This window comes from Methylobacterium aerolatum (genome assembly GCF_022179085.1).
Lineage (GTDB): Bacteria > Pseudomonadota > Alphaproteobacteria > Rhizobiales > Beijerinckiaceae > Methylobacterium > Methylobacterium aerolatum.
This window is the reverse complement of the sequence record NZ_BPQE01000033.1, coordinates 50,940-71,036: the sequence shown is the minus strand read 5'-3', so window position 1 is coordinate 71,036 and position 20,097 is coordinate 50,940. Positions and strand designations below refer to the sequence as shown.

Genomic DNA, 20,097 nt, shown 5'->3' with positions numbered 1-20,097 from the left:
CCCTGACAAGGGTTACCCGCGGGCCGCGTCGTCGTTGCACGCGCGCAGGGGCCGGCCTCCACCGGACGCGCGCGACACCTGCCCGGCACCGGCCGGGCCTCACATGGAGTTACACTGTGGCCCGTATCGCAGGCGTCAATATCCCGACCGGCAAGCGTGTCGTCATCGCGCTTCAGTACATCCACGGCATCGGGCCGAAGAAGGCCGAGGAGATCACCGGCAAGGTCGGCATCCCGGCCGAGCGTCGCGTCAACGAGCTGACCGACGCCGAAGTTCTCCAGATTCGTGAGGCGATCGATCGCGATTACGTGGTCGAGGGCGACCTGCGCCGCGAAGTCTCCATGAACATCAAGCGCCTGATGGATCTGGCCTGCTACCGCGGGCTCCGTCACCGCAAGCAGCTCCCGGTGCGCGGTCAGCGGACCCACACCAACGCCCGTACCCGCAAGGGCAAGGCGAAGCCGATCGCCGGCAAGAAGAAGTAATCTTTTTGGATCTGGGAGGCCGTGCGTCGCGTGGCCTCCCTTTTGTCGTGTCGGATGTCCGGCGAGGCATCCGGTCGGTCGCGAGAGCTCTGCACGGGCACGCGGCCAAGCCCCAAGAATCCCGAGCGCCTGGTGTTACGGGCGTGCTTGAAGGAAGAGTGGAAAGAGAATGGCCAAGGAACCGCAACGCGTTCGTCGTCGTGAACGCAAGAACATCGTGTCGGGCGTCGCCCACGTGAACGCCTCGTTCAACAACACGATGATCACCATCACCGACGCCCAGGGCAACACGATCTCGTGGTCCTCGGCCGGCGCGATGGGCTTCAAGGGCTCGCGGAAGTCGACCCCCTACGCCGCGCAGGTCGCCGCGGAAGACGCCGGCCGCAAGGCGGCCGAGCACGGCATGCGCACCCTCGAGGTCGAGGTGTCGGGCCCCGGTTCGGGCCGTGAGTCCGCCCTGCGCGCGCTCCAGGCGGCGGGCTTCACCGTCACCTCCATCCGCGACGTGACCTCCATTCCGCACAACGGTTGCCGTCCGCGCAAGCGTCGTCGCGTCTGAGGCTCACCGTATCGTCGGCGAAGAGGGAGAAGTTCATGGCGGGATCGAAGGCACTGCCCGGTGTGCTGCGTTGGAACCTCGGTGACCTCACGGTCACCGCGCTCAACGACGGCTGGTTCCAGGGGAGCCTCGATCTCGTCACGGGCATCGACAAGGCGGAGGCGGGACGGCTGCAGGTGGCCGGTTTCCGCACCGAGCAGCCGAAGATCACGCTCAACGCGTTCCTCATCACCGGCGCGGGCCGCAAGCCCGTGCTGGTCGATACTGGTTACGGCGCCCTGGCGCCGGCCGAGACCCTCGGCCGCCTCGGTACCGCCCTGGCGACCACGGGCGTCAAGCCCGAGGACGTCGAGACGGTGCTGCTGACGCACCTGCACCCGGACCATTGCGGCGGCCTGGCCGCCGACGGCAAGGCGGTCTACCCGAACGCCGAGATCGTCGTGCATGCCGACGAGGCGGCCCACTGGCTTCCGGACGAGGCCCTGGCGAAGGCTCCCGCCGAGGCCAAGGAGTATTTCGAGGGAGCGCGCAATGCCGTCGCCCCCTACAAGGGGCGGATGCGCGACCACCGCGGCGGGGAGGTTCTTCCCGGCATCGAGGCGGTACCGCTCCCCGGCCATACGCCGGGGCATTGCGGCTTCCGCATCTCCTCGGGATCGCAGTCGCTGCTGATGTGGACCGACGTGGTCCACATCCCGGCGATCCAGTTCAAGAATCCCGAGGCCGGCGTCGGCTTCGACGTGGACGGTGATCAGGCGCGGCAGACCCGCAAGCGGATCATGGACGAGGTGGCCTCCGAGCGAACCTTCATCGCCGGCAGTCATCTGGAATTCCCCGCCTTCGGCTACGTGGACCGGGACGGGGCGGGCTACAGCTTCGTCCCCGCCCTGTGGGTCGGCGGCGAGTAGGCATTTTCGATTCAGGGACCGGGCGGCGCGTCAGGGGGCGCTCCACCCGGCCGGAACACGGGCTCCGGACGAGGCGGACCCGTGAGGCGCGAGAGGTAGGACCGTGGTCATTCAGAAGAATTGGCAGGAACTCATCAAGCCGAACAAGCTGCAGGTCTCGACCGGCGACGACCCCAAGCGGATCGCGACGGTCGTCGCCGAGCCGCTGGAGCGCGGCTTCGGCACCACGCTGGGCAACGCCCTGCGCCGGGTTCTGCTGTCGTCCCTCCAGGGCGCGGCGGTGACCTCGGTGCAGATCGACGGCGTGCTGCACGAGTTCTCGTCCATCCCGGGCGTCCGCGAGGACGTGACCGACATCGTCCTGAACATCAAGACGATCGCCATCCGCTCCCAGACCGACGCCCCCAAGCGCATGACCCTGCGCAAGACCGGCCCCGGCACGGTGACCGCCGGTGACATCGGCACCGTCGGCGACATCCAGATCCTGAACCCCGACCTGATCATCTGCACCCTCGACGACGGCGCCGAGATCCGCATGGAGTTCACGGTCGCCACCGGCAAGGGCTACGTGCCGGCCGAGCGCAACCGCCCCGAGGATGCGCCGATCGGCCTGATCCCGGTGGACTCGCTGTTCTCTCCGGTCACCAAGGTCAGCTACCGCGTCGAGACCACCCGCGAGGGTCAGGATCTCGACAAGGACAAGCTGACCATGACCGTCGAGACGAACGGCGCGGTGAGCCCCGAGGATGCCCTGGCCTACGCCGCGCGCATCATCCAGGACCAGCTCCAGGTGTTCGTGAACTTCGAGGACCCGCGCAAGGAGGAGGCCGCGCCGCTCACGCCGCAGCTGCCCTTCAACCCGGCGCTGCTCAAGAAGGTGGACGAGCTGGAGCTGTCGGTCCGTTCGGCGAACTGCCTGAAGAACGACAACATCGTCTACATCGGCGACCTCATCCAGAAGTCCGAGGGCGAGATGCTGCGCACGCCGAATTTCGGCCGCAAGTCGCTCAACGAGATCAAGGAAGTGCTGGCCGGCATGGGCCTGCACCTCGGCATGGACATCCCCGGCTGGCCGCCGGAGAACATCGAGGACCTCGCCAAGCGGTTCGAGGAGCATTACTAAGCGGCTTCGCTGCTCAGGGCGAATAGGGAAATAGCGAATAGCGAATAGGGCGCAGGGATAAGCGGAACGGTCGAGCCTCACTGAGGCGACTATTCGCTATTCGCTACTCCCTATTCGCTCTAACGAGCGGCCGACCCGTGGCACGGCGGTCGCCAACAACCGGAGAGCCACCATGCGTCACGCTTACCGCGGTCGTCGTTTCAACCGCACCGCCGAGCATCGTCAGGCGATGTTCGCCAACATGTCCGCCGCGCTGATCAAGCACGAGCAGATCATCACCACCCTTCCGAAGGCCAAGGACCTCCGTCCGGTCGTCGAGAAGCTGGTTACCCTCGCCCGCACCGACAGTGTCCACGCCCGCCGCCTCGCCATGTCGAAGCTGCGCGACGCCGACATGGTCAAGAAGCTCTTCTCGGTGCTCGGCCCGCGCTACCAGGGGCGTCCCGGTGGCTACTGCCGTATCATGAAGGCGGGCTTCCGCCAGGGCGACAACGCCCCCCTCGCCGTCATCGAGTTCGTGGACCGCGACGTCGATGCCCGCGGCAAGGATTCCGGCCCGTCGCAGGTCGTCGACGCCGCCTGAGTTCGGACAGTAGCGTTTCATGAGGCCGTCCCGGTTCGCGCCGGGGCGGCCTTTTTCTTTGGGGGATCGAGGCCAGTCGGTCTGCACGCCGTCAGTGCGAGCGGAGCGGAGCACACCATGGTCGCAGGACGCCTGAGGATGGGGTGGTTCCCCGGATTGCTTCGCTGCGCGCGCGATAACGGTTGAGGGCAGGACGCGGGGATCCGCTCAATCGTCCGCCATCGTCTTCTTCACGGTCTCGACCAGCTGCTTCAGGCTGAATGGCTTCGGCAGGAAGTTGAAGGCTTCGCCGTCGGGCAGGTTCTTGCGGAAGGCGTCCTCGGCGTAGCCCGAGACGAAGATGACCTTCAGGTGCGGCTGGTGCTTGCGCACCTCCCGCAACAGGGTCGGCCCGTCCATCTCCGGCATCACCACGTCGGAGACCACGAGGTCGATCGGGTGTTCGCCCTCCTGCACGATCGCCAGGGCTTCGAGGCCGGAGGCGGCCTCCAGCACGGTGTAGCCCCGTGCCGACAACGCCCGGCTGTTGACCGCGCGCACCGGGTCCTCGTCCTCCACGAGGAGGATGATGCCCTGGCCGGTATGGTCGGTCGCGGGCCGGCGGGGTGCGGGCTTCGCCTCGGCCGCCTTGGCGGGCGCCGCCGGATCCGTGGCCCTGGCGCCGCCCAGGGCGACGTCGGCGGGGTTGTGGTCGATCACCGGGGCTTCCGGCACCGGGACATGGCGCGGCAGGTAGATCTTGAAGGCCGTGCCCTCGCCCACCACCGACTGCACGTCGATCGTGCCGCCGGACTGCTTGACGATGCCGAACACCGTCGAGAGGCCGAGCCCCGTGCCCTTGCCGATCTCCTTGGTGGTGAAGAACGGCTCGAAGATCTTCTCCATCAACTCGGCCGGGATACCCTGGCCGTTGTCGCGGACCTCGATCAGCACATGGTCGCCGCCCGGCGCGCCGCCGCGTCCCTCGCTCGCGGCCTTCGGCCCTGGATCGACGACGTTCTCGGTGCGGATGATGAGCTTGCCGCCCTCCGGCATGGCGTCGCGGGCGTTCACCGCGAGGTTCACGATCACCTGCTCGAACTGGTTCACGTCGGCCTTGACGGGCCAGACCTCGCGGCCGTGCTTGAGTTCCAGCGCCACCCGCTCCCCGAGCAGCCGCTTCAGCAGCAGGGTGAGTTCGGACAGGCTCTCGCCCACGTCCATCACCTCCGGCCGCAGGGTCTGGCGGCGGGAGAAGGCCAGCAGCTGGCGGACGAGGCCCGCCGCGCGGTTGGCGTTCTGCTTGATCTGCATGATGTCCTGGAAGGCCGGATCGCTCGGCCGGTGGCTCGCCAGGAGCAGGTCCGAATAGCCGATGATCGCCTGGAGGACGTTGTTGAAATCGTGCGCGATGCCGCCCGCGAGCTGGCCCACGGCGTTCATCTTCTGAGCCTGCGCCACCTGCTGTTCCAGCTGCCGCTGGGCGGTGGTGTCGAGGGCGTAGAGGATGATCCGCTCCGCCTCGTCGGCCTGCTCGCCCTCGGCGCCGCCATCGGCCGGGCTGAGCCAGAGGCGGGCCGAGCGGCCGCCCGGCCCCTGGAGCTGGACCTCGATGGGCTCGGCCTCGGTGATGCCGCTCGCGGCGCGGGCGAGGCCGGTCTCCAGGGCCGTGCGGTCGACCACCGAATCCGACAGGTTCGGCTCGGCGCGGGTGCCGCCCTCCCCCTCCAGCTCGGCCTCGTCGGCCGGGCGCGGCACCGTGCCGAACAGGCGGGTGAAGGAAGCGTTGGCCCGGGCGATCCGGCCGGTCCGGTTGAGGGTCGCGATGGCGATGGGCGAGTTGTTCAAAAATCGTGCGAGGCGCACCTCGGCGGCGCGCTGCGGCTCGTCGGCGTCGGCGCCGGCCGAGCGGTTGATGACGAAGGTCCGCGAGGCGCCGGGCTTGCCGTCCTTGCCGAAGGCGACCCGGTGGTAGAGCCGTACGGGCACGGTGTGGCCGTTCCGACGGCGCAGGTCGAGGTCGAACCGGTCGGTGCGGACCTCGCCGGGCAGGCCGGCGGTGCGGATCAGGACGTCGGCGCTGGGTGCGATCTCGCCGAGGTGCAGGCCGCCGGAGCCGACGCTCGCGAGGTCGTAGCCGAGCCACGCCGCGAGGGTGGCGTTCATGTAGACGATGGTGCCCGCCGGGTTGATGGAGAGGAAGCCGGCGGGGGCGTGGTCGAGGTAGTCGATGGCGTGCTGGAGCTCCTGGAAGACGTTCTCCTGGCGCTCGCGGTCGGCGGTGACGTCGGTGACGGTCCAGAGGGAGGCGGGGCGCTTGGAGCGCGCGAGGGGGCGCACGGCCACCCGGTACCAGCCGAAATCCCGCTCGCCCGCGGCGTCGGCCGCCGGGCCGAGGGGCGGCGACATCCGCATCTCCTCGGTGTGCGGGCGCCCGTCGCGGGCGGCTTGCGACAGGCGGTAGACCGCCTCGGACACCTCCGGCGAGCCGACGAAGATCCGCTCGACGGGGGCGAGGTTGGTGAAGCTGTCGCCGCCCGCGAGCCGCATGTACGCGGCGTTGGCGTAGATCAGGCGGCCCCCGTCCTCGATCACCAGGGCGCCGTCCGGCGCGCCGTCGACGATGGCGCGGGTGATGTCGTCCCTCGCGCTGCTGCCGCTGAGCTGGATCGCCCCGATGGCCATGGCGAACAGGAAGAAGACGCCCGCCATGGCGAGCAGCGCCAGCAGCCAGACGATGAGGGCCTGGGCCTGCTCGTTGGCGACGAAGGACAGGCCGATCGCCGCGCCGACCAGCAGGGCGGCGAGCATGAGCAGAAGCCCGACCCGCCCGGGCTGCTCCGACCGGTCGATCGAGCCGTTGAGCTGCGCCTGGACGGCCTGAAGCTCCGTCATCGGTTCGGACTTTGCTATCGGGGCCGGAGATCCGGTCACGTCGGCCATCGAGGTCTTTCCAGAAACGGCCTCCGGTTTGGCTTGGCGCCCGCCTGACGGCAAGAGGCATCCGACCCCGGACAGGACCCAAACCCTTCGAAAACTTCACACACGCCGGGTCGGAAGGGCAGCCCCATCCTCACGCGGCCCGGCGGCGCAGGCGCATCACGAACCCGATCACCTCGGCCACCGCGCGGTAGTGCTCGGCGGGAATCTCGCGGTCGATCTCCACCGTGGCGTGGAGGGCGCGGGCCAGCGGCGGGTTCTCGATCACCGCCACGTCGTGCGCCCTGGCGACCTCGCGGATGCGGAACGCCAGGGCATCGACGCCCTTGGCGACGCAGATCGGCGCGGGCATCCCGGCCTCGTAGCGGAGCGCCACGGCGTAGTGGGTCGGGTTGGTGACGACGACCGTCGCCGTCGGCACCGCCTGCATCATCCGCTTCTTCGCCTTGGCCATCCGCAGGGATTTCAGCTTGCCCTTGATCTCCGGGTTGCCATCGGACTCCTTCATCTCCTGCTTGATCTCCTCCTTCGACATCCGCAGCCGGCCCCGCCAGCGGATCCGCGCGTAGAGGTAGTCCGCCCCGGCGATGACGAAGTGGACCGCCAGCATCCCGGCGAGCAGCTTCAGGCTGAGGGTCAGGATCGCGGGCAGGCAGGTGGCGGGATCGAGCCGGACGAAGACCTCCAGCCGGTCGCGGTCGGCCCACAGGATCGACCCGCCGACGACGCCCACCGCGAGCATCTTGGCGAGGCCCTTGCCGAACTGGAACAGCGCCTCGACGCCGAAGATGCGCTTCACCCCCGCCATCGGGGAGATCCGCTCGAACTTCGGCATCAGCGCGCCGGAATTGAACACCGGGGGATGCTGGAGGTAGCCGGCGCCGATCCCTGCCGCCGCCGCGACCCCCGCGGGGATCGCCAGCGCCTTCAGCCACAGCCACAGGCCGCCACGGGCCGCTGCCTCCATCGAGCCAGGACTGTCGGGCACTTGGTGGGCGTTGGCGAGGTAGGCGGCCAGCCCCTGTTTCAGGTCGGCCGCGATCATCGGCCCGGCGACGACGAGGGCGAGGGTGAAGGCGCCGAGGATCGCCAGGGTGTTGACCTCGACGCTGTTGGCCACGTCGCCGCGCTCGATCGCCTGCTCGATCCGGCGCTGGGTCGGCTCCTCGGTCTTGTCTTCCTGTTCCGTGCCCTCGGCCATGGCTCAGGCCCCCCCGGCGCCCGTTGGCGGCGCGGGCGTCAGCGCCCGGCCACCTCCGCGAGGGTGCGGCCCATGTCGTCGAGGAAGACGCCCATCATGATCCCCAACGCCCCCGCGAGGATCAGCATGCCGATCAGCACCGAGGCGGGCACCGCGAGGAAGAAGACCTGCAACTGCGGCATCAGCCGGGACAGGACGCCGAGCCCGAGGTTGAACAGGATGCCGAAGGCGATGAACGGCCCGGCGATCTGCACCGCCAGGGTGAAACCGCGGGCGATGGCCCGGAGCGCCAGTTGCAAGGCGTCGCCGAAGCCGGGCACGGCGTCGGGCGGGAGCACTTGATAGCTGTGGGCGATCCCCGCGATGGCGAGGTGGTGCAGGTCGGTGGCGAAGATCAGCGTGATGCCGAGCAGCGACAGGAAGTTGCCGACCGCCGTCTGCTGGCCGCCCTGGCTCGGATCCACGGTCATCGCGTAGGACAGGCCGAGCTGCTGCGAGACGATGAGCCCCGCCGTCTGGAGTGCGGCGAGCACCATCCGCACGGTGAGGCCGAGGATGAGGCCGACGATGGTCTCGCCAAACAGCAGCCCGATCAGCCGGGGGCCGGCGATGCCCTCCGTGCCACCGAGCATCGGCCGCACCAGCGGGAACAGCACCAGGGCCACGAGCAGGGCAAAGGCCAGCCGCAACCGCGCGGGTACGGTCTGCTCGCCGACGCCGGGCATCAGCATGATCAGCGTGCCGACCCGCGCGAAGACGAGGAGGTAGGCCGAGGCCATGCCCGGCAGCAGGAGGTTCATGCCCTCCCCTATAGCGCGGAACCGCCGCCATCACCCGCCCGCCGCGATCCGGGCGGCGATGCGGGTCATGTACCCGGCCATGGCATCCCCCATGAAGGGCAGCATCAGGAGCAGCGTGGCGAAGACCGCGACGATCTTGGGCACGTAGATCAGGGTCTGCTCCTGGATCTGCGTCAGGGCCTGGACCAGCGAGACGACGAGGCCGACGAAGAGCGCCACCAGCATCAGCGGCCCGGCGACCTTGAGGAAGACGAAGATGCCGTCGCGGGCGACGTCGAGGATGGAGAGGCCGGTCATCGGATGTCCGCGACAGTTGCGGTTCCCCCTCCCCCTTGCGGGGAGGGGTAGGGGGTGGAGGTGGTGCCGGATGAGGCTCGGCGGTTTCGTCTGAACCACCCCCACCCCCCGGCCCCTCCCCGCGAGCGGGAGGGGAAAAGGACCAGCGCTCCTAGATCTGCATCCGCATGATCTCTTCGTAGGCCGAGATCATGCGGTCGCGCACGGCGACCATGGTCTGGAGGGCGGTCTCGCTCTCGGCCACGGCGGTGACGACATCGACGACGTTGGCCTTGCCGGTCGCGGCGGAGACCGCCTGGGTGTCGGCCCGCCGCCCCGCGTCGCCGACGCTGTCGAGGGCTTGGCCGAGGAGCCCGGCGAAGCTGTCTCCCGCGGATTGGGTCGGCTGGATGCGGGGCGCCGGGCGCCCGGTGCCGAGGCCCTGGACGGCGGCGTAGGCGCCCGCGGCGAAGTTGCTCGATGCCATGACCCGGCTACCTCAGGATGGCGATGGTCTGGGCGATCATCTTGCGCGTGCCCGTGACCATGTTCAGGTTCGCCTCGTAGGACCGCTGCGCCTCGCGCATGTCCATGTTCTCGATCAGCGTGTTCACGTTGGGCATCTGCACGTCGCCCTTGGCGTCGGCGGCCGGGTTGCCGGGATCGTGCTTGGTGCGGAAGGCCGAGCGGTCGCGGGCGATGCGGCCCGCCTCCACGAGGCTCGCGCCCGTCTCGCGGTCGAGGTGGCTGACGAAGGACGGGATCTTGCGGCGATAGGGCTCGGCGCCCTGGCGCGGCGGCGCGGAATCCGCGTTGGCGATGTTCTCGGCGATGACCCGCATCCGGCCCGCCTGGGCCTTCAGCCCGGAGGCCGCCACCAGCAACGACTTCGTGAATTCCATCGCCAGCCTCCGTCAGGCGTCCTCCGGCGGACGCGTTTCCCCGATCGCGAAGTCTCGAGCCGCGACCGGCCATTCCCGCCCGCCGCCCGTGTCAGCTCTTGCCGATCGCGATCCGCAGGGTCGTCAGGCTGTGCTGGTAGAGTGAGGCGGCGACTTGGTAGTCCGTCTGGATGTCGCCGGCCTTCATCATCTCGTCCTCGAGGTTGACGCCGTTGCCGCTCGGCCGCACCTCGAAATCCTTCACCCGCTTCGGGTCGCCCCCGCTGCCGGCCGCGCCCGCCGTAGCGATGTGGCCGGGGGCTGTTACTGCGAGGCTCGTCGTGGTGGCGACCGCTTCCCCCGTCGCCCGGTTGAAGCTCGGCTCCGCGAGGTCGCGGGGCCGGAAGCCCGGCATGTCGGCATTCGCCACGTTCTCGGCGATGAGCCTCTGGCGCGCTTGGTTCCACTGCATACGGGTGCGCAGCATCGCCAGGACAGGCAGGTCGGTGATGGCCAAGGCCCCCTCCGGCGGCAGGACCCGGCATCTCCGGGCCCGGCAAAAACTGCCGCCCCCATGGTTAACGCCGCGTTAAAGTTGCAACCGGAAGTACCCGCCGTTTGGCTTTCCGGGTGGCGGTTCCAGGGGGCTCGGTGACGGATGCCGTGCAACGACCTGTTAACGAAGTCTTAACTTCGTCTGCCCTCCGGCGGGCCCCACGTGTTATCTAGGAGCCGCCCACCGCTGTCCCGGGGGCCGAACGTGCGAGTGCGTAACCTTGTCATGGCTCCGGTCCGTGTTCGGCTCTGACGGCTCACCGATCATCCAGTACATCGTCATCTTCGCGGTCATCTTCACGGTGCTCGCCGCGATCGTCCTGCTCGTGCGGCGGCTGACCGGCGGGGGCACGGCGCTGGCGACGCGGGGCGCCCGCGCGCGCCAGCCGCGCCTCGGCATCGTGGACGTCTACGAGCTCGACAGGGCCCGCCAGTTGATCCTGCTACGCCGGGACAACGTGGAGCACCTGCTGCTGGTGGGCGGCCCGAACGACGTGGTGGTGGAGCGCAACATCCAGCGCGGCCAGCGCCCGCTGCCGGAATCGACCCTCCGGCCCGAGCCGGTGGCGGAGCCCCTGCCCGATCCCCTCGCGGAGGCCGGGCGCCTGCCCGAGCCGCCCCGGGCGATCGCCGAGGGGGCGGGGGGGCGGACCGTTCCTCCCTTCGAGATGCCCGTGGTGGTGCCCTCCCCCGTGCCGGGCTCGATGAGCGCGCCGCCGGTGCGCCTGCCCCTCGACGCCAGCCTGATCGGCGGCGACGAGCCCGGCCGCGACCTGCCCCCGCCCCCCGATGTCGTGCCGCCGCCCGCCCGCGAGCCGTTCCTGCGCGGGCGTGGCCAGCGTCCGGCCGTCCCGGCGGCCGAGCCCGCGCCCGCGCCCGCGCCGCCCCCACCCCCCGTCGCGGAAGCGCCGGCAATGCCAAGCCTCGCGCCGGCGCCCGCCGCCGAGCCCCGGAGCGTCGACCCGGCGGTCCTGTCGAACATGGCCCGCCAGCTCCAGGCTGCGATCGCGCGGCCGAGTTCGGCCGTGACCCCTCCGCCGGAGGCCCCCACGCCGACCCCCGCGCAAAGCCCTGCGCCGGTGCCCGCCCCCGTTGCGGCTCCCGCCCCGGCCGCCGCCGCGCCGTCCGCGAAGACCCTCGCCTCCCTGATGGCGTCCTTCGGGCGCCGGACGGACACCGCAGCCACCCCCGCCACCCCCGAGCCCGCCCCGGCGGCCCCCGCCCAGGAGGTCCCGCCGCCGGCTCCGGCGTTCGTCCTGCCGCCGGTCGTCCCGCCACCGGCTCCGCCCGTTCCGCCGACGACCGCCACGGCGCCGCCGCCCCCCCGGCTCGCCCCGGCCGAAGCGGCCCCGGCCAATCCCGTCGCGCCGCCGCCGATCCCGAAGGCGCCCGTCTTCACGCCGCCCCCCGCCCGGCCCCAACCGGAGGCCGAGCGGCCCGCGCCGCCGATCCCGCCCCGCCCCGAGCCCGCGCGGTCCGACGCGAAGGCGACGGGCAACCCGTTCTCCGTGGAGGAGATCGAGGCGGAATTCGCCCGTCTCCTCGGCCGTCCCCTCGACAAGCAGGGTTGAGACCATCTCCGCGGCCGCCTCGCCTGTGCGAGTCGCACCCGGCGGCCTTGCCTTCGCCTTGGGCCTTCGCCAAGCTGAACGGCCTTGGGCCTCTCACGACACTCCCGGCGGGCCGCTCCGGCCCGAGGGGGGACCTCCCGATGGCCGGGAGGTCGGTGAGGGGCTCGTCGTCCAGGGGCCGCCGCGGCCCCCCACAGTTCGAGTGAGCCGATGAGAGTCATCGTCGAGCGCGCGGCCCTCCTCAGGTCGCTCGGCCACGTCCACCGGGTGGTGGAGCGGCGCAACACCATTCCGATCCTGTCGAACGTGCTGATCCGGAGCGAGGGATCCGCCCTCCAGCTCAAGGCCACCGACCTCGACATCGAGGTGACGGAGAGCATCCCGGCCGACGTCTCGGATCCCGGCGCGACCACGGTGCCGGCGCACGTCCTCTACGACATCGTGCGCAAGCTGCCCGACGGCGCCCAGGTCTCGTTGGAGACCGGCGGCGAGGGCGGCCAGATGACGATCCGCTCCGGCCGCTCCCGGTTCGCCCTCGGCGCCCTGCCGGAGGGGGATTTCCCCGATCTCGCCACGGGCGAGATGCCGCACGGCTTCGAGATCGCCGCCATCGACCTGAAGCGCCTCATCGACAAGACGCAGTTCGCGATCTCCACGGAGGAGACGCGCTATTACCTCAACGGCATCTATCTGCACGTCCTCGAATCCGACGGCGCGCCGATGCTGCGCGCGGTGGCGACGGACGGCCACCGCCTCGCCCGCGTCGAGATTCCCGCCCCGGCGGGCAGCCCCGGGATGCCGGGGGTGATCGTGCCGCGCAAGGCCGTGGCCGAGATCCAGAAACTCCTCGACGACGGCGGCGAGATGGTGGGCGTCGATCTCTCGCCCGCCAAGATCCGCCTGCGCTTCGCCGATGGTCTGACCCTGATCTCCAAGCTGATCGACGGCACCTTCCCGGACTACCAGCGGGTGATCCCGGCCAACAACGACAAGCGCTTGACCGTGGAGCGCGACGCCTTCGCCAAGGCGGTGGACCGCGTTTCGACCATCTCCTCCGAGCGCGGCCGGGCGGTGAAGCTCGGCCTGTCGGAGGGGCGTCTCGCCCTGTCGGTGACCAACCCGGACGCGGGCAGCGCGACGGAGGAACTCGACGTCGATTACGGCGCCGGCGCGCTCGATATCGGCTTCAACGCCCGCTACCTCCTCGACATCACCGGCCAGCTGGAGGGCGACACGGCCCTGTTCAAGCTCGCCGACCCCGGCTCACCGACGTTGATCCAGGACCGTGAGGGCGCCCCGGCCTTGTACGTGCTGATGCCGATGCGGGTTTAGGGCGCTCCTCACCGCCGTCGTCTTTGCGAGCGAAGCGAAGCAATCCAGGGACAGTGCGCCATCCGGCGGCTTGCCGCAGCCCTGGCTTGCTTCGCTGACGCGCGCGACGACGGAGTGGGTGCGCCGCATTGGCGTTCGCCCGCGCAGCCGTTACAGCCTGTCTCTCCCGCACAGGATCGCCCGAGCCGGCCCAGATTCCCGCCGCATGTCAGACGCGCCACGACCGGCCCTTCCCGACCAGCGCCTGAGCCGCCTGATCGTCCGCGACTTCCGCAACCATGCCGAGCTCGACCTGAAGCCGGAATCCCGCCTCGTCGCCCTGGTGGGTGAGAACGGGGCGGGCAAGACGAACCTCCTCGAAGCGGTCTCCCTCTTCGCCCCCGGCCGGGGGCTGCGCCGGGCCGAGTTCGCCGCCATGGCGCGGGCCGGCGGGCCGGGGGGCTTCGCCGTGTCCCTGACCCTCGACCGGGACGGGGCCGAGCATCGCCTCGGCACGGGGATGGAGCCGCCCGGTTACGAAGGGCGGGCCAGCCGCCTCTGCCGGGTGGACGGCGGCACCGCCTCCTCGCCGGTGGCCTTCGCCGAGTTCTTCCGGGTGGTCTGGCTGACGCCCGATTTCGACGCCCTGTTCCGCGGCCCGGCGGGGGACCGGCGCCGCTTCCTCGACCGGCTGGTGCTCGCCGTCGATGCCGCCCACGGGGCACGAGTCTCGTCCCTGGAAAAGGCCCTGCGCTCCCGCAACCGCCTGCTGGAGGAACCGGGCCAGGACGCCCGCTGGCTCGACGCCATCGAGCGGGAGATCGCGGAACTCGGCGTCGCCGTGGCGCTTGCCCGCCGCGAGACGGTGGAGCGGCTCGATCAGCTGATCGCCCAGACCCGCGACGACGCGCAGCCCTTTCCCTGGGCCTCCGTGCGGCTCGAAGGCGATCTCGACGACCTCGTGGCGGTCTGGCCCGCCCTCGAGGCCGAGGACCGGTTCCGCCTCGCGCTCCGCAACGGGCGGCCCCGCGACCGCGCGGCGGGGCGCACCCTCAGCGGGCCGCAGACCAGCGACCTCGTGGTGCGCCACGGGCCGAAGGACGTGCCGGCGGGCACGGCCTCCACGGGGGAGCAGAAGGCCCTGCTGATCGGCCTCGTCCTGGCCCACGCCCGGCTGGTGCGGGCGATGAGCGGCATCGCGCCCGCGATCCTCCTCGACGAGGTGGCCGCGCACCTCGATCCCCGCCGCCGCCTCGGCCTGTTCGAGGCCCTGAACGCCCTCTCGGGGCAGGTCTGGATGACGGGCACGGACCCGGAGGCCTTCGCGCCGGCCGGCGCCATGATCCAGACGGTGCGCATCGGCCAGTGACGGGCCGCGTGCCCGAAATGCCCTTTCCCGCCGGCGCCGGCGCACCACATCAGGCCCGACCCGAGCACGGAATCCCTCTGACCATGGCCAAGCCCGTCCACAGCATGATCCGCGTCCGCGACGAGGCGCGCTCCCGCGACTACTACTCCCGCGCCTTCGGGCTGGAGCCGTCCGACCGTTTCGACTTCCCGGATTTCACCCTGATCTACATGAAGGACCCGTCCTCCCCCTTCGAGCTGGAGCTGACGGTCAACAAGGATCGCGGGGACAAGCCCTACGACATCGGCGACGGCTACGGGCACCTCGCCTTCGTGGTGGAGGATCTGGAGGCGGAGCACGCCCGCCACAAGGCGGCCGGTTTCACGGTCACCGACGTCAAGACCCTCAAGAACGGCGACACGGCGCTCGCCACGTTCTTCTTCGCCACCGACCCCGACGGCTACAAGATCGAGGTCATCCAGCGTGGCGGCCGCTTCGCGTAAGCCATTGCCCATTCACGCATTCGACAGGCCAGCTTCAGGTACCATGGGAACGACAACGCGCATCGTCTGCATCCGCCACGGGGAATCGACCTTTAACGCCGCCCACCGGGCGACCGGGGAGGACCCCAACCACCGCGATGCGCGTCTCACCCCCCGGGGCGAGGGGCAGGCGAAGGCGGCCCGGGGGCGGCTCAGGGACATTCCCTTCGAGCTCGTCGTCGTCTCTCCCCTGACGCGGGCGATCCAGACCGCTTCGATCCTGTTCGACGGTCATCCCTCCGAGCCGCGCATCCTTGTGGAGGTGCTGCACCGGGAGTGCCAGGAGAGCAGCTGCGACGTCGGCCGGGCGGCCTCCGAGCTGGCGGCGGAGTTCCCGCATCTCGATGTCGGGCACCTGCCGGAGGTCTGGTGGCACGCCGACGAGGGCGCCGCCCTCACCTTCGGCCTGCCGATCGAGCCCCGCCCGCTTTTCGACCGGCGCGTGGCGGGCTTCCGCGAGTGGCTGCGGGCGCGGCCGGAGAAGACCATCGCCGTGGTGGGCCACGGGACGTTCTTCTACCACCTGACCGGGACGTTCCTGGAGAATTGCGCGAGCATCGAGCTCGACCTGGATGCGACGCCCGCGGCGGCGTGAACACCTCACGCCGCGATGGTGATGCCGTCCTGGGTGAGCGTCTGCCGGGTCGAGTGGGACCACGGCATTGTGGGGATGACCGCGTGCTCCCTCCCCCGTGTGGGGAGGGTGAGGGGTGGTGCAGACGGCCCCACCCCCAACCTCCCGCTCCTCCCCACAAGGGGAGGAGAGCGCATCCGCGCCACGTCTTGAGCCCTTGCGTCGACCGTGGATTGCCTCACTGCGTTCGCAGTGACGGCCGGTGCCCCTACTCCATCACCGGAGCGAGCTTCTTCACGCCCTGCACGTCCTCGCCGAGCCACGCGGCGTTCTTGGCGGTGCCGTCGAAGGTCGCGCTGGTCTTGAACAGCTCGTACTTGCCTTCGAGCGCGTAGGGCTTCGAGCGCGCGAGCAACTCGGCCACTGTCGCCTTGTCCATCGGCTTGAAGGTCTTCACCGCCTCGAAGGCCTGATCGAGGTCGCGCTGGTTCTGGATGCCGGTGATCACCACCGAGACCGGCAGGTTCAGGGAGAAGTGCAGGTACTCGATCGGCTTGATCGGCGCGTCCGACTTCAGGATCACCCCGTCGCCGAAGGTCTTCATGGCGAGCGGCGCGATGCCTTCGCGGACCAGATGCGGCAGGACGAGGTGGCTGAACGAGCGGAAATGCGCGTCCATCACGTTGACCGGCATCTGGCAGGAATCGAAGTGGAAGCCCCGCTCCTGGGCCACGGAGAGCATCTGCAGGTGGATGCGTGGGTCCTTGTGGCCGGTAAAGCCGATGTAGCGAAGCTTGCCCTGCTTCTTGGCTTCCATGAAGCCTTCCATGGCGCCGCCCTCGGCGAAGACCCGGTCGGGATCGTCGTAGCGCAGGATCTCGTGGTGCTGCACGAGGTCGATGTGGTCGGTGCGGAGCCGCCGGAGGGACTGCTCGATCTGCTTGAGGGCCTCCTCCTTGGTCCGCCCGTCCATCTTGGACATCAGGAAGACCTTGTTGCGGTACCCGTTCTGCTCCAGGGCGATGCCCATCCGCTCCTCGGAGCGGCCCTGGTTGTAGTCCCAGCAATTGTCCATGAAGGTGATGCCGCGGTCGATCCCGGCATGGATCAGCCGGGTGGCCTCGTCGTCGGTGACCGCGCTTTTGCCGAGGTGGAACCCACCCATGCCGATGGCGGAGATCTTTTCCGACGTGTTCCCGAACGGCCGGTACAGCATTTCGCCCCGGCGCTCGCCCGCATCGGTGACGAAGGGCAGATCCGCCGGATCCTGCGGCCGGGTGTTGGGCAGGCCGGGGTCGCTCACGGCAGCACCCGCAGGGCTCGCGGCGGCGAGGCCGGCGCCGAGGGCAGCGCCCTTGAGGAAGTCGCGGCGTTCCATGTCCGTCTCCTTGAGGATTGTCGGGGGCAAGTCATCGGGGCGCTCCGGGCCGTCTCGGGATCAACGACCGGGGGGCGTCATCGTTCGGCCGGGCGGACCAGCCGCTCGGCCGCGTGGAGCAGGCGCAGGGCCGCGCAGGCGGCTCCGTAGCCGTTGTCGATGTTCACGACGGTGATGCCGGGGGCACAGCTCGCGAGCACGGAGTTCAGGGCCGTGTGCCCGCCCTCCGCGACGCCGTAGCCGACGGAGGTCGGCACCGCGATCACCGGCGAGGCGACGAGGCCGCCCACCACGCTCGGCAACGCCGCATCCATCCCCGCCGCCACGATCACGACCGGGTGGGCGCGGATGTCCTCGACCCGCTGCGTCAGCCGCCACAACCCGGCGACGCCGACATCCGCGATGAGCGTCGCGCCCCGGCCCTGGTAGTGGAGCGTGCGCAGGGCCTCCCGCGCGACGGGTACGTCGGAGGTCCCCGCCGCGACGACCGCGACGGCGGCCTTCGCCTCCACCGGGCGCGGCTCGCCGAAGAAGGCGGTGCGCGAGACCGGGCAATGGTCGAGGCGGCGGCGATGGGCCGCCGACAGCGCCTCGACCTTTGCCGTGTCGAGGCGCGTCAGCAGGAAGCGGGCACCCCGCTCGGCGGCCGCATCGAGGATGGCGTCGATCTGCTCGGCCGACTTGCCGGCGCAGTAGATCGCCTCCTCCAGGCCGATCCGCTCGGCCCGGCCGAAATCCAGGAGGAATTCGTCTTTGGTCGTCACGGTCGTCTGACCCCGCTCGATCCGTTCACGCCGTCATTGCGAAGGCAGTGAAGCAATCCAGGGATGTGCGACGCCTGGAACGGGCCCGCTATCCGGAATTGCTTCGCTTCCCGCGCACTGACAAAAGTTGGTGCTCCTCACGCGGCGTCTCCGGTGAGGAAGGCGCTGCCGACCTTGTAGGGAAGGAAGCGCACGCCGTTCTCCGCGAGACGGGGTGGAGCGAGAGTCGCGATCCGCCGGGCGAGATCCTCCCGCGCTCCGTCCTGCAGCGCATCGAGGCTTGCGGGATCGAGTTCGATCACCACCCCCGCCGCCCGCACCCGGCAGCGGACGGCTTGCCGGGCATGGCTCGCCCCCAGTGCGGTGCCGACCATCCCCTCCACCGCGTGGATGAAGGCCAGCGTCTCCGGCTCGATCCGCAGGCCGGTCTCGACCCGGCTCGACAGGCAGGGGGCCGAGGGCAACTCCGCCACGTCGCCGAGCCCGAGGTCGCGGGCGAGCGCCCGGACGGACGCCTTGTCGATCGCGGCCTCGACGTACGGGTGGCGCACCCCGTGCTCGCGGGCGGCATCGAGACCGGGCCGGTACTCGCCGAGGTCGTCGAGGTTGGCGCCCGAGACGATCTGCCGGTCGGTGACGGTGCGGATCGTGCCGTAGAGGTTGGTCTTGCAGAAGAAGCAGCGGTTCACCGGGTTGGCCCGGTAGCGGTCGTCCGCGAACTCGCCGGCCTCCACGACGGTCAGGTCCCAGCCCTCGCGGGCCGCCTCGGCCCGCACCCGCGCCGTCGCCTCGGCCGGGACGGCGGGGGAGGCGGCGTGGACCATGGACGCGGCCGGGCCGAGCACGCGGTGGGCCAGCGCGGCCAGGGTCAGGCTGTCGACGCCGCCGCTGACGGCCACGGTGAGCGGGCCGATTTCGCCCAGGACTTCCTCCAGGCGGGGGCGCGCGGAGCCGGTCATGGCGTCTCTCCTCTCGCGAGGGCGATGCCCTCGGCCGTCCGGCGCAGGCGGGCGCGGGCGGCGTGGTCCTCGCCGGCCAGCGCGTCGTCGGCCTCGGCCTTGGCGGTGCGCCCGCCCGGCCGCGCGACGGTCTTCACCCGGACAGGCCGGCCCTCGGCCTCGACGGTGACGGCCTCCCGCGGCAGGGCGATGCCGGCCATGGTCCGGTACCGCAACCCGATGGTGGTGGTCTCCCGGAAGCAGGCGCCGATGGCGGCCTCGATCCCGTCCGCGCGGGTCAGCAGCCGGACATGGGTCATCATCCGGCCCTTCTTCCCGAAGACCGGCATCTGCACCACGTCGAGCACCGCCGCCTCCGCGCGGAGACGGTCGAGCCCCTGCGCGAGGTCCTCCGCCGTCTGGTCGTCCACCTCGAACTCGATGACGCCGAGTTCGCGGTGCCCCTCCCGCGCAGGCGCCTCGTCCTCGAAGGCCAGCACCCTGAGGCAGTTGCTGATGCCCGGCAGGCGCCGCGTGCCGAAGCCGGTGCCCGAGCGGGCCAGGATGCGCGGTCCCGGCGCCGCTCCGGCACGGCCGCCGCAGAGATGGCGCAGGATCGCCGCGCCCGTGGGAGTCACCCGCTCGCCGGGAATGCCGTCGTCGATCATCGTGAAGCCGGCGAGCAGCAGCGTCGTGGCCGGAGCGGGCACCGGCAGGGGGCCGTGCTGCGTCCGCACCCGGCCGCCTCCGAGCGGCAGGGCGGAGACCGTCCAGGCGCTGGGCTTCAGTGCGGCGGCGAGGTGCGCGGCGGCGACGATGTCGGCGATGGAATCCCAGGCGCCCACCTCGTGGAAGGCCACCGCCTCGACGGCGATCCCGTGGACCCGCGCCTCGGCTTTGGCGAGATGCCCGAAGATGGCGAGCGCGTGCCCGGCCACCGCCGGGTCGAGGTCCGCCCGCGCCAGGCCGTCGCGGATCTGCGCCCAATGCCGGTGGCCGTGCGCGGCATGGGAATGGCCGTGATCGCCGTGGGAGTGGTGACCGTGGTCGTGATGGGCGTGAGAGTGACCGGAATGGTGATCGTGGGCGTGATCGTGCCGCTCCGGGCCGTTCTCCTCGGCCGGGGCGCCGCCCTTTAGCACCGTGAAGCGGCGGCCGGTGAGGATGCCGTCGTTGTGGGCGGAGAGGGTGCAGCGGACGGAGGCGGCGGCGTCCGGCGCGGCCTCGGCCAGGGCGGCGCGCACGCTGCGCGCCACGCCGGCCTCGTGTTCGGGAAAGGCGTCGAGCAGGGCGGCGGCGACCATGTCGCCCGCCACGCCGCCGAGCGCGTCGAGATGGATCTGCATCGATTGCGACCTAGGGCGCCGTGCGGCCACGGGGA

21 protein-coding genes are annotated in these 20,097 nt (G+C 70.7%); 10 read left to right on the top strand and 11 right to left on the bottom strand.

Translation table 11 applies throughout. The features are described 5' to 3' along the window. The first annotated feature begins 116 nt into the window (after nt 1-116). From rpsM to rplQ, 5 genes are all read left to right on the top strand, one after another. The gene (gene rpsM / locus MFF06_RS20120) at nt 117-485 is read left to right on the top strand and encodes a 30S ribosomal protein S13 (protein WP_238207352.1); all 369 of its coding nucleotides are present in this window, start codon (nt 117-119) and stop codon (nt 483-485) included. Between the two features lie 169 nt (nt 486-654). Further along, nucleotides 655-1,044, top strand: coding sequence for a 30S ribosomal protein S11 (gene rpsK / locus MFF06_RS20115; RefSeq protein ID WP_010686167.1), 390 nt, complete (start codon nt 655-657; stop codon nt 1,042-1,044). Nucleotides 1,045-1,079: 35 nt separating this feature from the next. Then, nucleotides 1,080-1,952, top strand: coding sequence for an MBL fold metallo-hydrolase (locus MFF06_RS20110; RefSeq protein ID WP_238207350.1), 873 nt, complete (start codon nt 1,080-1,082; stop codon nt 1,950-1,952). Between the two features lie 103 nt (nt 1,953-2,055). Then, on the top strand, nt 2,056-3,075 hold the full coding sequence (locus tag MFF06_RS20105; protein WP_238207349.1) for a DNA-directed RNA polymerase subunit alpha: 1,020 nt from the start codon (nt 2,056-2,058) through the stop codon (nt 3,073-3,075). 172 nt (nt 3,076-3,247) lie between these two features. Next, the gene (gene rplQ / locus MFF06_RS20100) at nt 3,248-3,658 is read left to right on the top strand and encodes a 50S ribosomal protein L17 (RefSeq protein WP_238207347.1); all 411 of its coding nucleotides are present in this window, start codon (nt 3,248-3,250) and stop codon (nt 3,656-3,658) included. Nucleotides 3,659-3,865: 207 nt separating this feature from the next. Here the strand turns inward: rplQ and cckA are convergent, their stop codons facing one another. The 7 genes from cckA to flgB form a co-directional block, all read right to left on the bottom strand. After that, the gene (gene cckA / locus MFF06_RS20095) at nt 3,866-6,532 is read right to left on the bottom strand and encodes a cell cycle histidine kinase CckA (protein WP_238207345.1); all 2,667 of its coding nucleotides are present in this window, start codon (nt 6,530-6,532) and stop codon (nt 3,866-3,868) included. A 178-nt stretch (nt 6,533-6,710) separates the two neighbouring features. Then, on the bottom strand, nt 6,711-7,778 hold the full coding sequence (flhB, locus tag MFF06_RS20090) for a flagellar biosynthesis protein FlhB (RefSeq protein ID WP_238207343.1): 1,068 nt from the start codon (nt 7,776-7,778) through the stop codon (nt 6,711-6,713). Between the two features lie 38 nt (nt 7,779-7,816). Next, nucleotides 7,817-8,578, bottom strand: coding sequence for a flagellar biosynthetic protein FliR (gene fliR, locus MFF06_RS20085; RefSeq protein WP_238207341.1), 762 nt, complete (start codon nt 8,576-8,578; stop codon nt 7,817-7,819). 30 nt (nt 8,579-8,608) lie between these two features. Further along, nucleotides 8,609-8,875, bottom strand: a complete 267-nt coding sequence (gene fliQ / locus MFF06_RS20080) for a flagellar biosynthesis protein FliQ (protein WP_238207339.1) — start codon at nt 8,873-8,875, stop codon at nt 8,609-8,611. 151 nt (nt 8,876-9,026) lie between these two features. Continuing rightward, nucleotides 9,027-9,341 carry a flagellar hook-basal body complex protein FliE gene (gene fliE / locus MFF06_RS20075; protein ID WP_238207338.1) on the bottom strand — a complete coding sequence of 105 codons (315 nt, stop codon included), beginning with the start codon at nt 9,339-9,341 and terminating at the stop codon, nt 9,027-9,029. Between the two features lie 7 nt (nt 9,342-9,348). Beyond that, complete coding sequence (flgC, locus tag MFF06_RS20070) at nt 9,349-9,756, bottom strand: flagellar basal body rod protein FlgC (protein ID WP_238207336.1); 408 nt, start codon at nt 9,754-9,756, stop codon at nt 9,349-9,351. 91 nt (nt 9,757-9,847) lie between these two features. Continuing rightward, a complete protein-coding gene (flgB, locus tag MFF06_RS20065; protein WP_238207334.1) occupies nt 9,848-10,252 on the bottom strand; it encodes a flagellar basal body rod protein FlgB in 405 nt (134 codons plus the stop codon). A gap of 277 nt (nt 10,253-10,529) precedes the next feature. Here flgB and MFF06_RS20060 point away from each other — a divergent pair, with 277 nt between their 5' ends. The 5 genes from MFF06_RS20060 (at nt 10,530) to MFF06_RS20040 (ending at nt 15,657) form a co-directional block, all read left to right on the top strand. Further along, nucleotides 10,530-11,861 carry a flagellar biosynthetic protein FliO gene (locus tag MFF06_RS20060; protein WP_238207332.1) on the top strand — a complete coding sequence of 444 codons (1,332 nt, stop codon included), beginning with the start codon at nt 10,530-10,532 and terminating at the stop codon, nt 11,859-11,861. Between the two features lie 210 nt (nt 11,862-12,071). After that, nucleotides 12,072-13,193 (top strand): DNA polymerase III subunit beta, encoded by a 1,122-nt coding sequence (dnaN, locus tag MFF06_RS20055; RefSeq protein WP_238207330.1) that lies wholly within the window; start codon nt 12,072-12,074, stop codon nt 13,191-13,193. A gap of 205 nt (nt 13,194-13,398) precedes the next feature. Continuing rightward, nucleotides 13,399-14,541 (top strand): DNA replication/repair protein RecF, encoded by a 1,143-nt coding sequence (gene recF, locus MFF06_RS20050; protein ID WP_238207321.1) that lies wholly within the window; start codon nt 13,399-13,401, stop codon nt 14,539-14,541. A gap of 83 nt (nt 14,542-14,624) precedes the next feature. Then, complete coding sequence (locus MFF06_RS20045) at nt 14,625-15,023, top strand: VOC family protein (protein ID WP_238207319.1); 399 nt, start codon at nt 14,625-14,627, stop codon at nt 15,021-15,023. Between the two features lie 43 nt (nt 15,024-15,066). Beyond that, nucleotides 15,067-15,657: a histidine phosphatase family protein gene (locus tag MFF06_RS20040; RefSeq protein WP_238207317.1), complete on the top strand. Its 591-nt coding sequence runs from the start codon at nt 15,067-15,069 to the stop codon at nt 15,655-15,657. 247 nt (nt 15,658-15,904) lie between these two features. On the opposite strand, the gene MFF06_RS20035 is transcribed toward MFF06_RS20040, so the two are convergent. The 4 genes from MFF06_RS20035 to larC form a co-directional block, all read right to left on the bottom strand. Further along, nucleotides 15,905-17,014 carry an aldo/keto reductase gene (locus MFF06_RS20035; RefSeq protein WP_238207315.1) on the bottom strand — a complete coding sequence of 370 codons (1,110 nt, stop codon included), beginning with the start codon at nt 17,012-17,014 and terminating at the stop codon, nt 15,905-15,907. A 77-nt stretch (nt 17,015-17,091) separates the two neighbouring features. Next, nucleotides 17,092-17,778 carry a nickel pincer cofactor biosynthesis protein LarB gene (gene larB / locus MFF06_RS20030; RefSeq protein WP_238207313.1) on the bottom strand — a complete coding sequence of 229 codons (687 nt, stop codon included), beginning with the start codon at nt 17,776-17,778 and terminating at the stop codon, nt 17,092-17,094. A 137-nt stretch (nt 17,779-17,915) separates the two neighbouring features. Next, a complete protein-coding gene (larE, locus tag MFF06_RS20025) occupies nt 17,916-18,737 on the bottom strand; it encodes an ATP-dependent sacrificial sulfur transferase LarE (protein WP_238207311.1) in 822 nt (273 codons plus the stop codon). Further along, nucleotides 18,734-20,062, bottom strand: coding sequence for a nickel pincer cofactor biosynthesis protein LarC (larC, locus tag MFF06_RS20020; RefSeq protein ID WP_238207309.1), 1,329 nt, complete (start codon nt 20,060-20,062; stop codon nt 18,734-18,736). Before larC ends, larE begins: the two co-directional genes overlap by 4 nt. Nucleotides 20,063-20,097 lie beyond the last annotated feature (35 nt).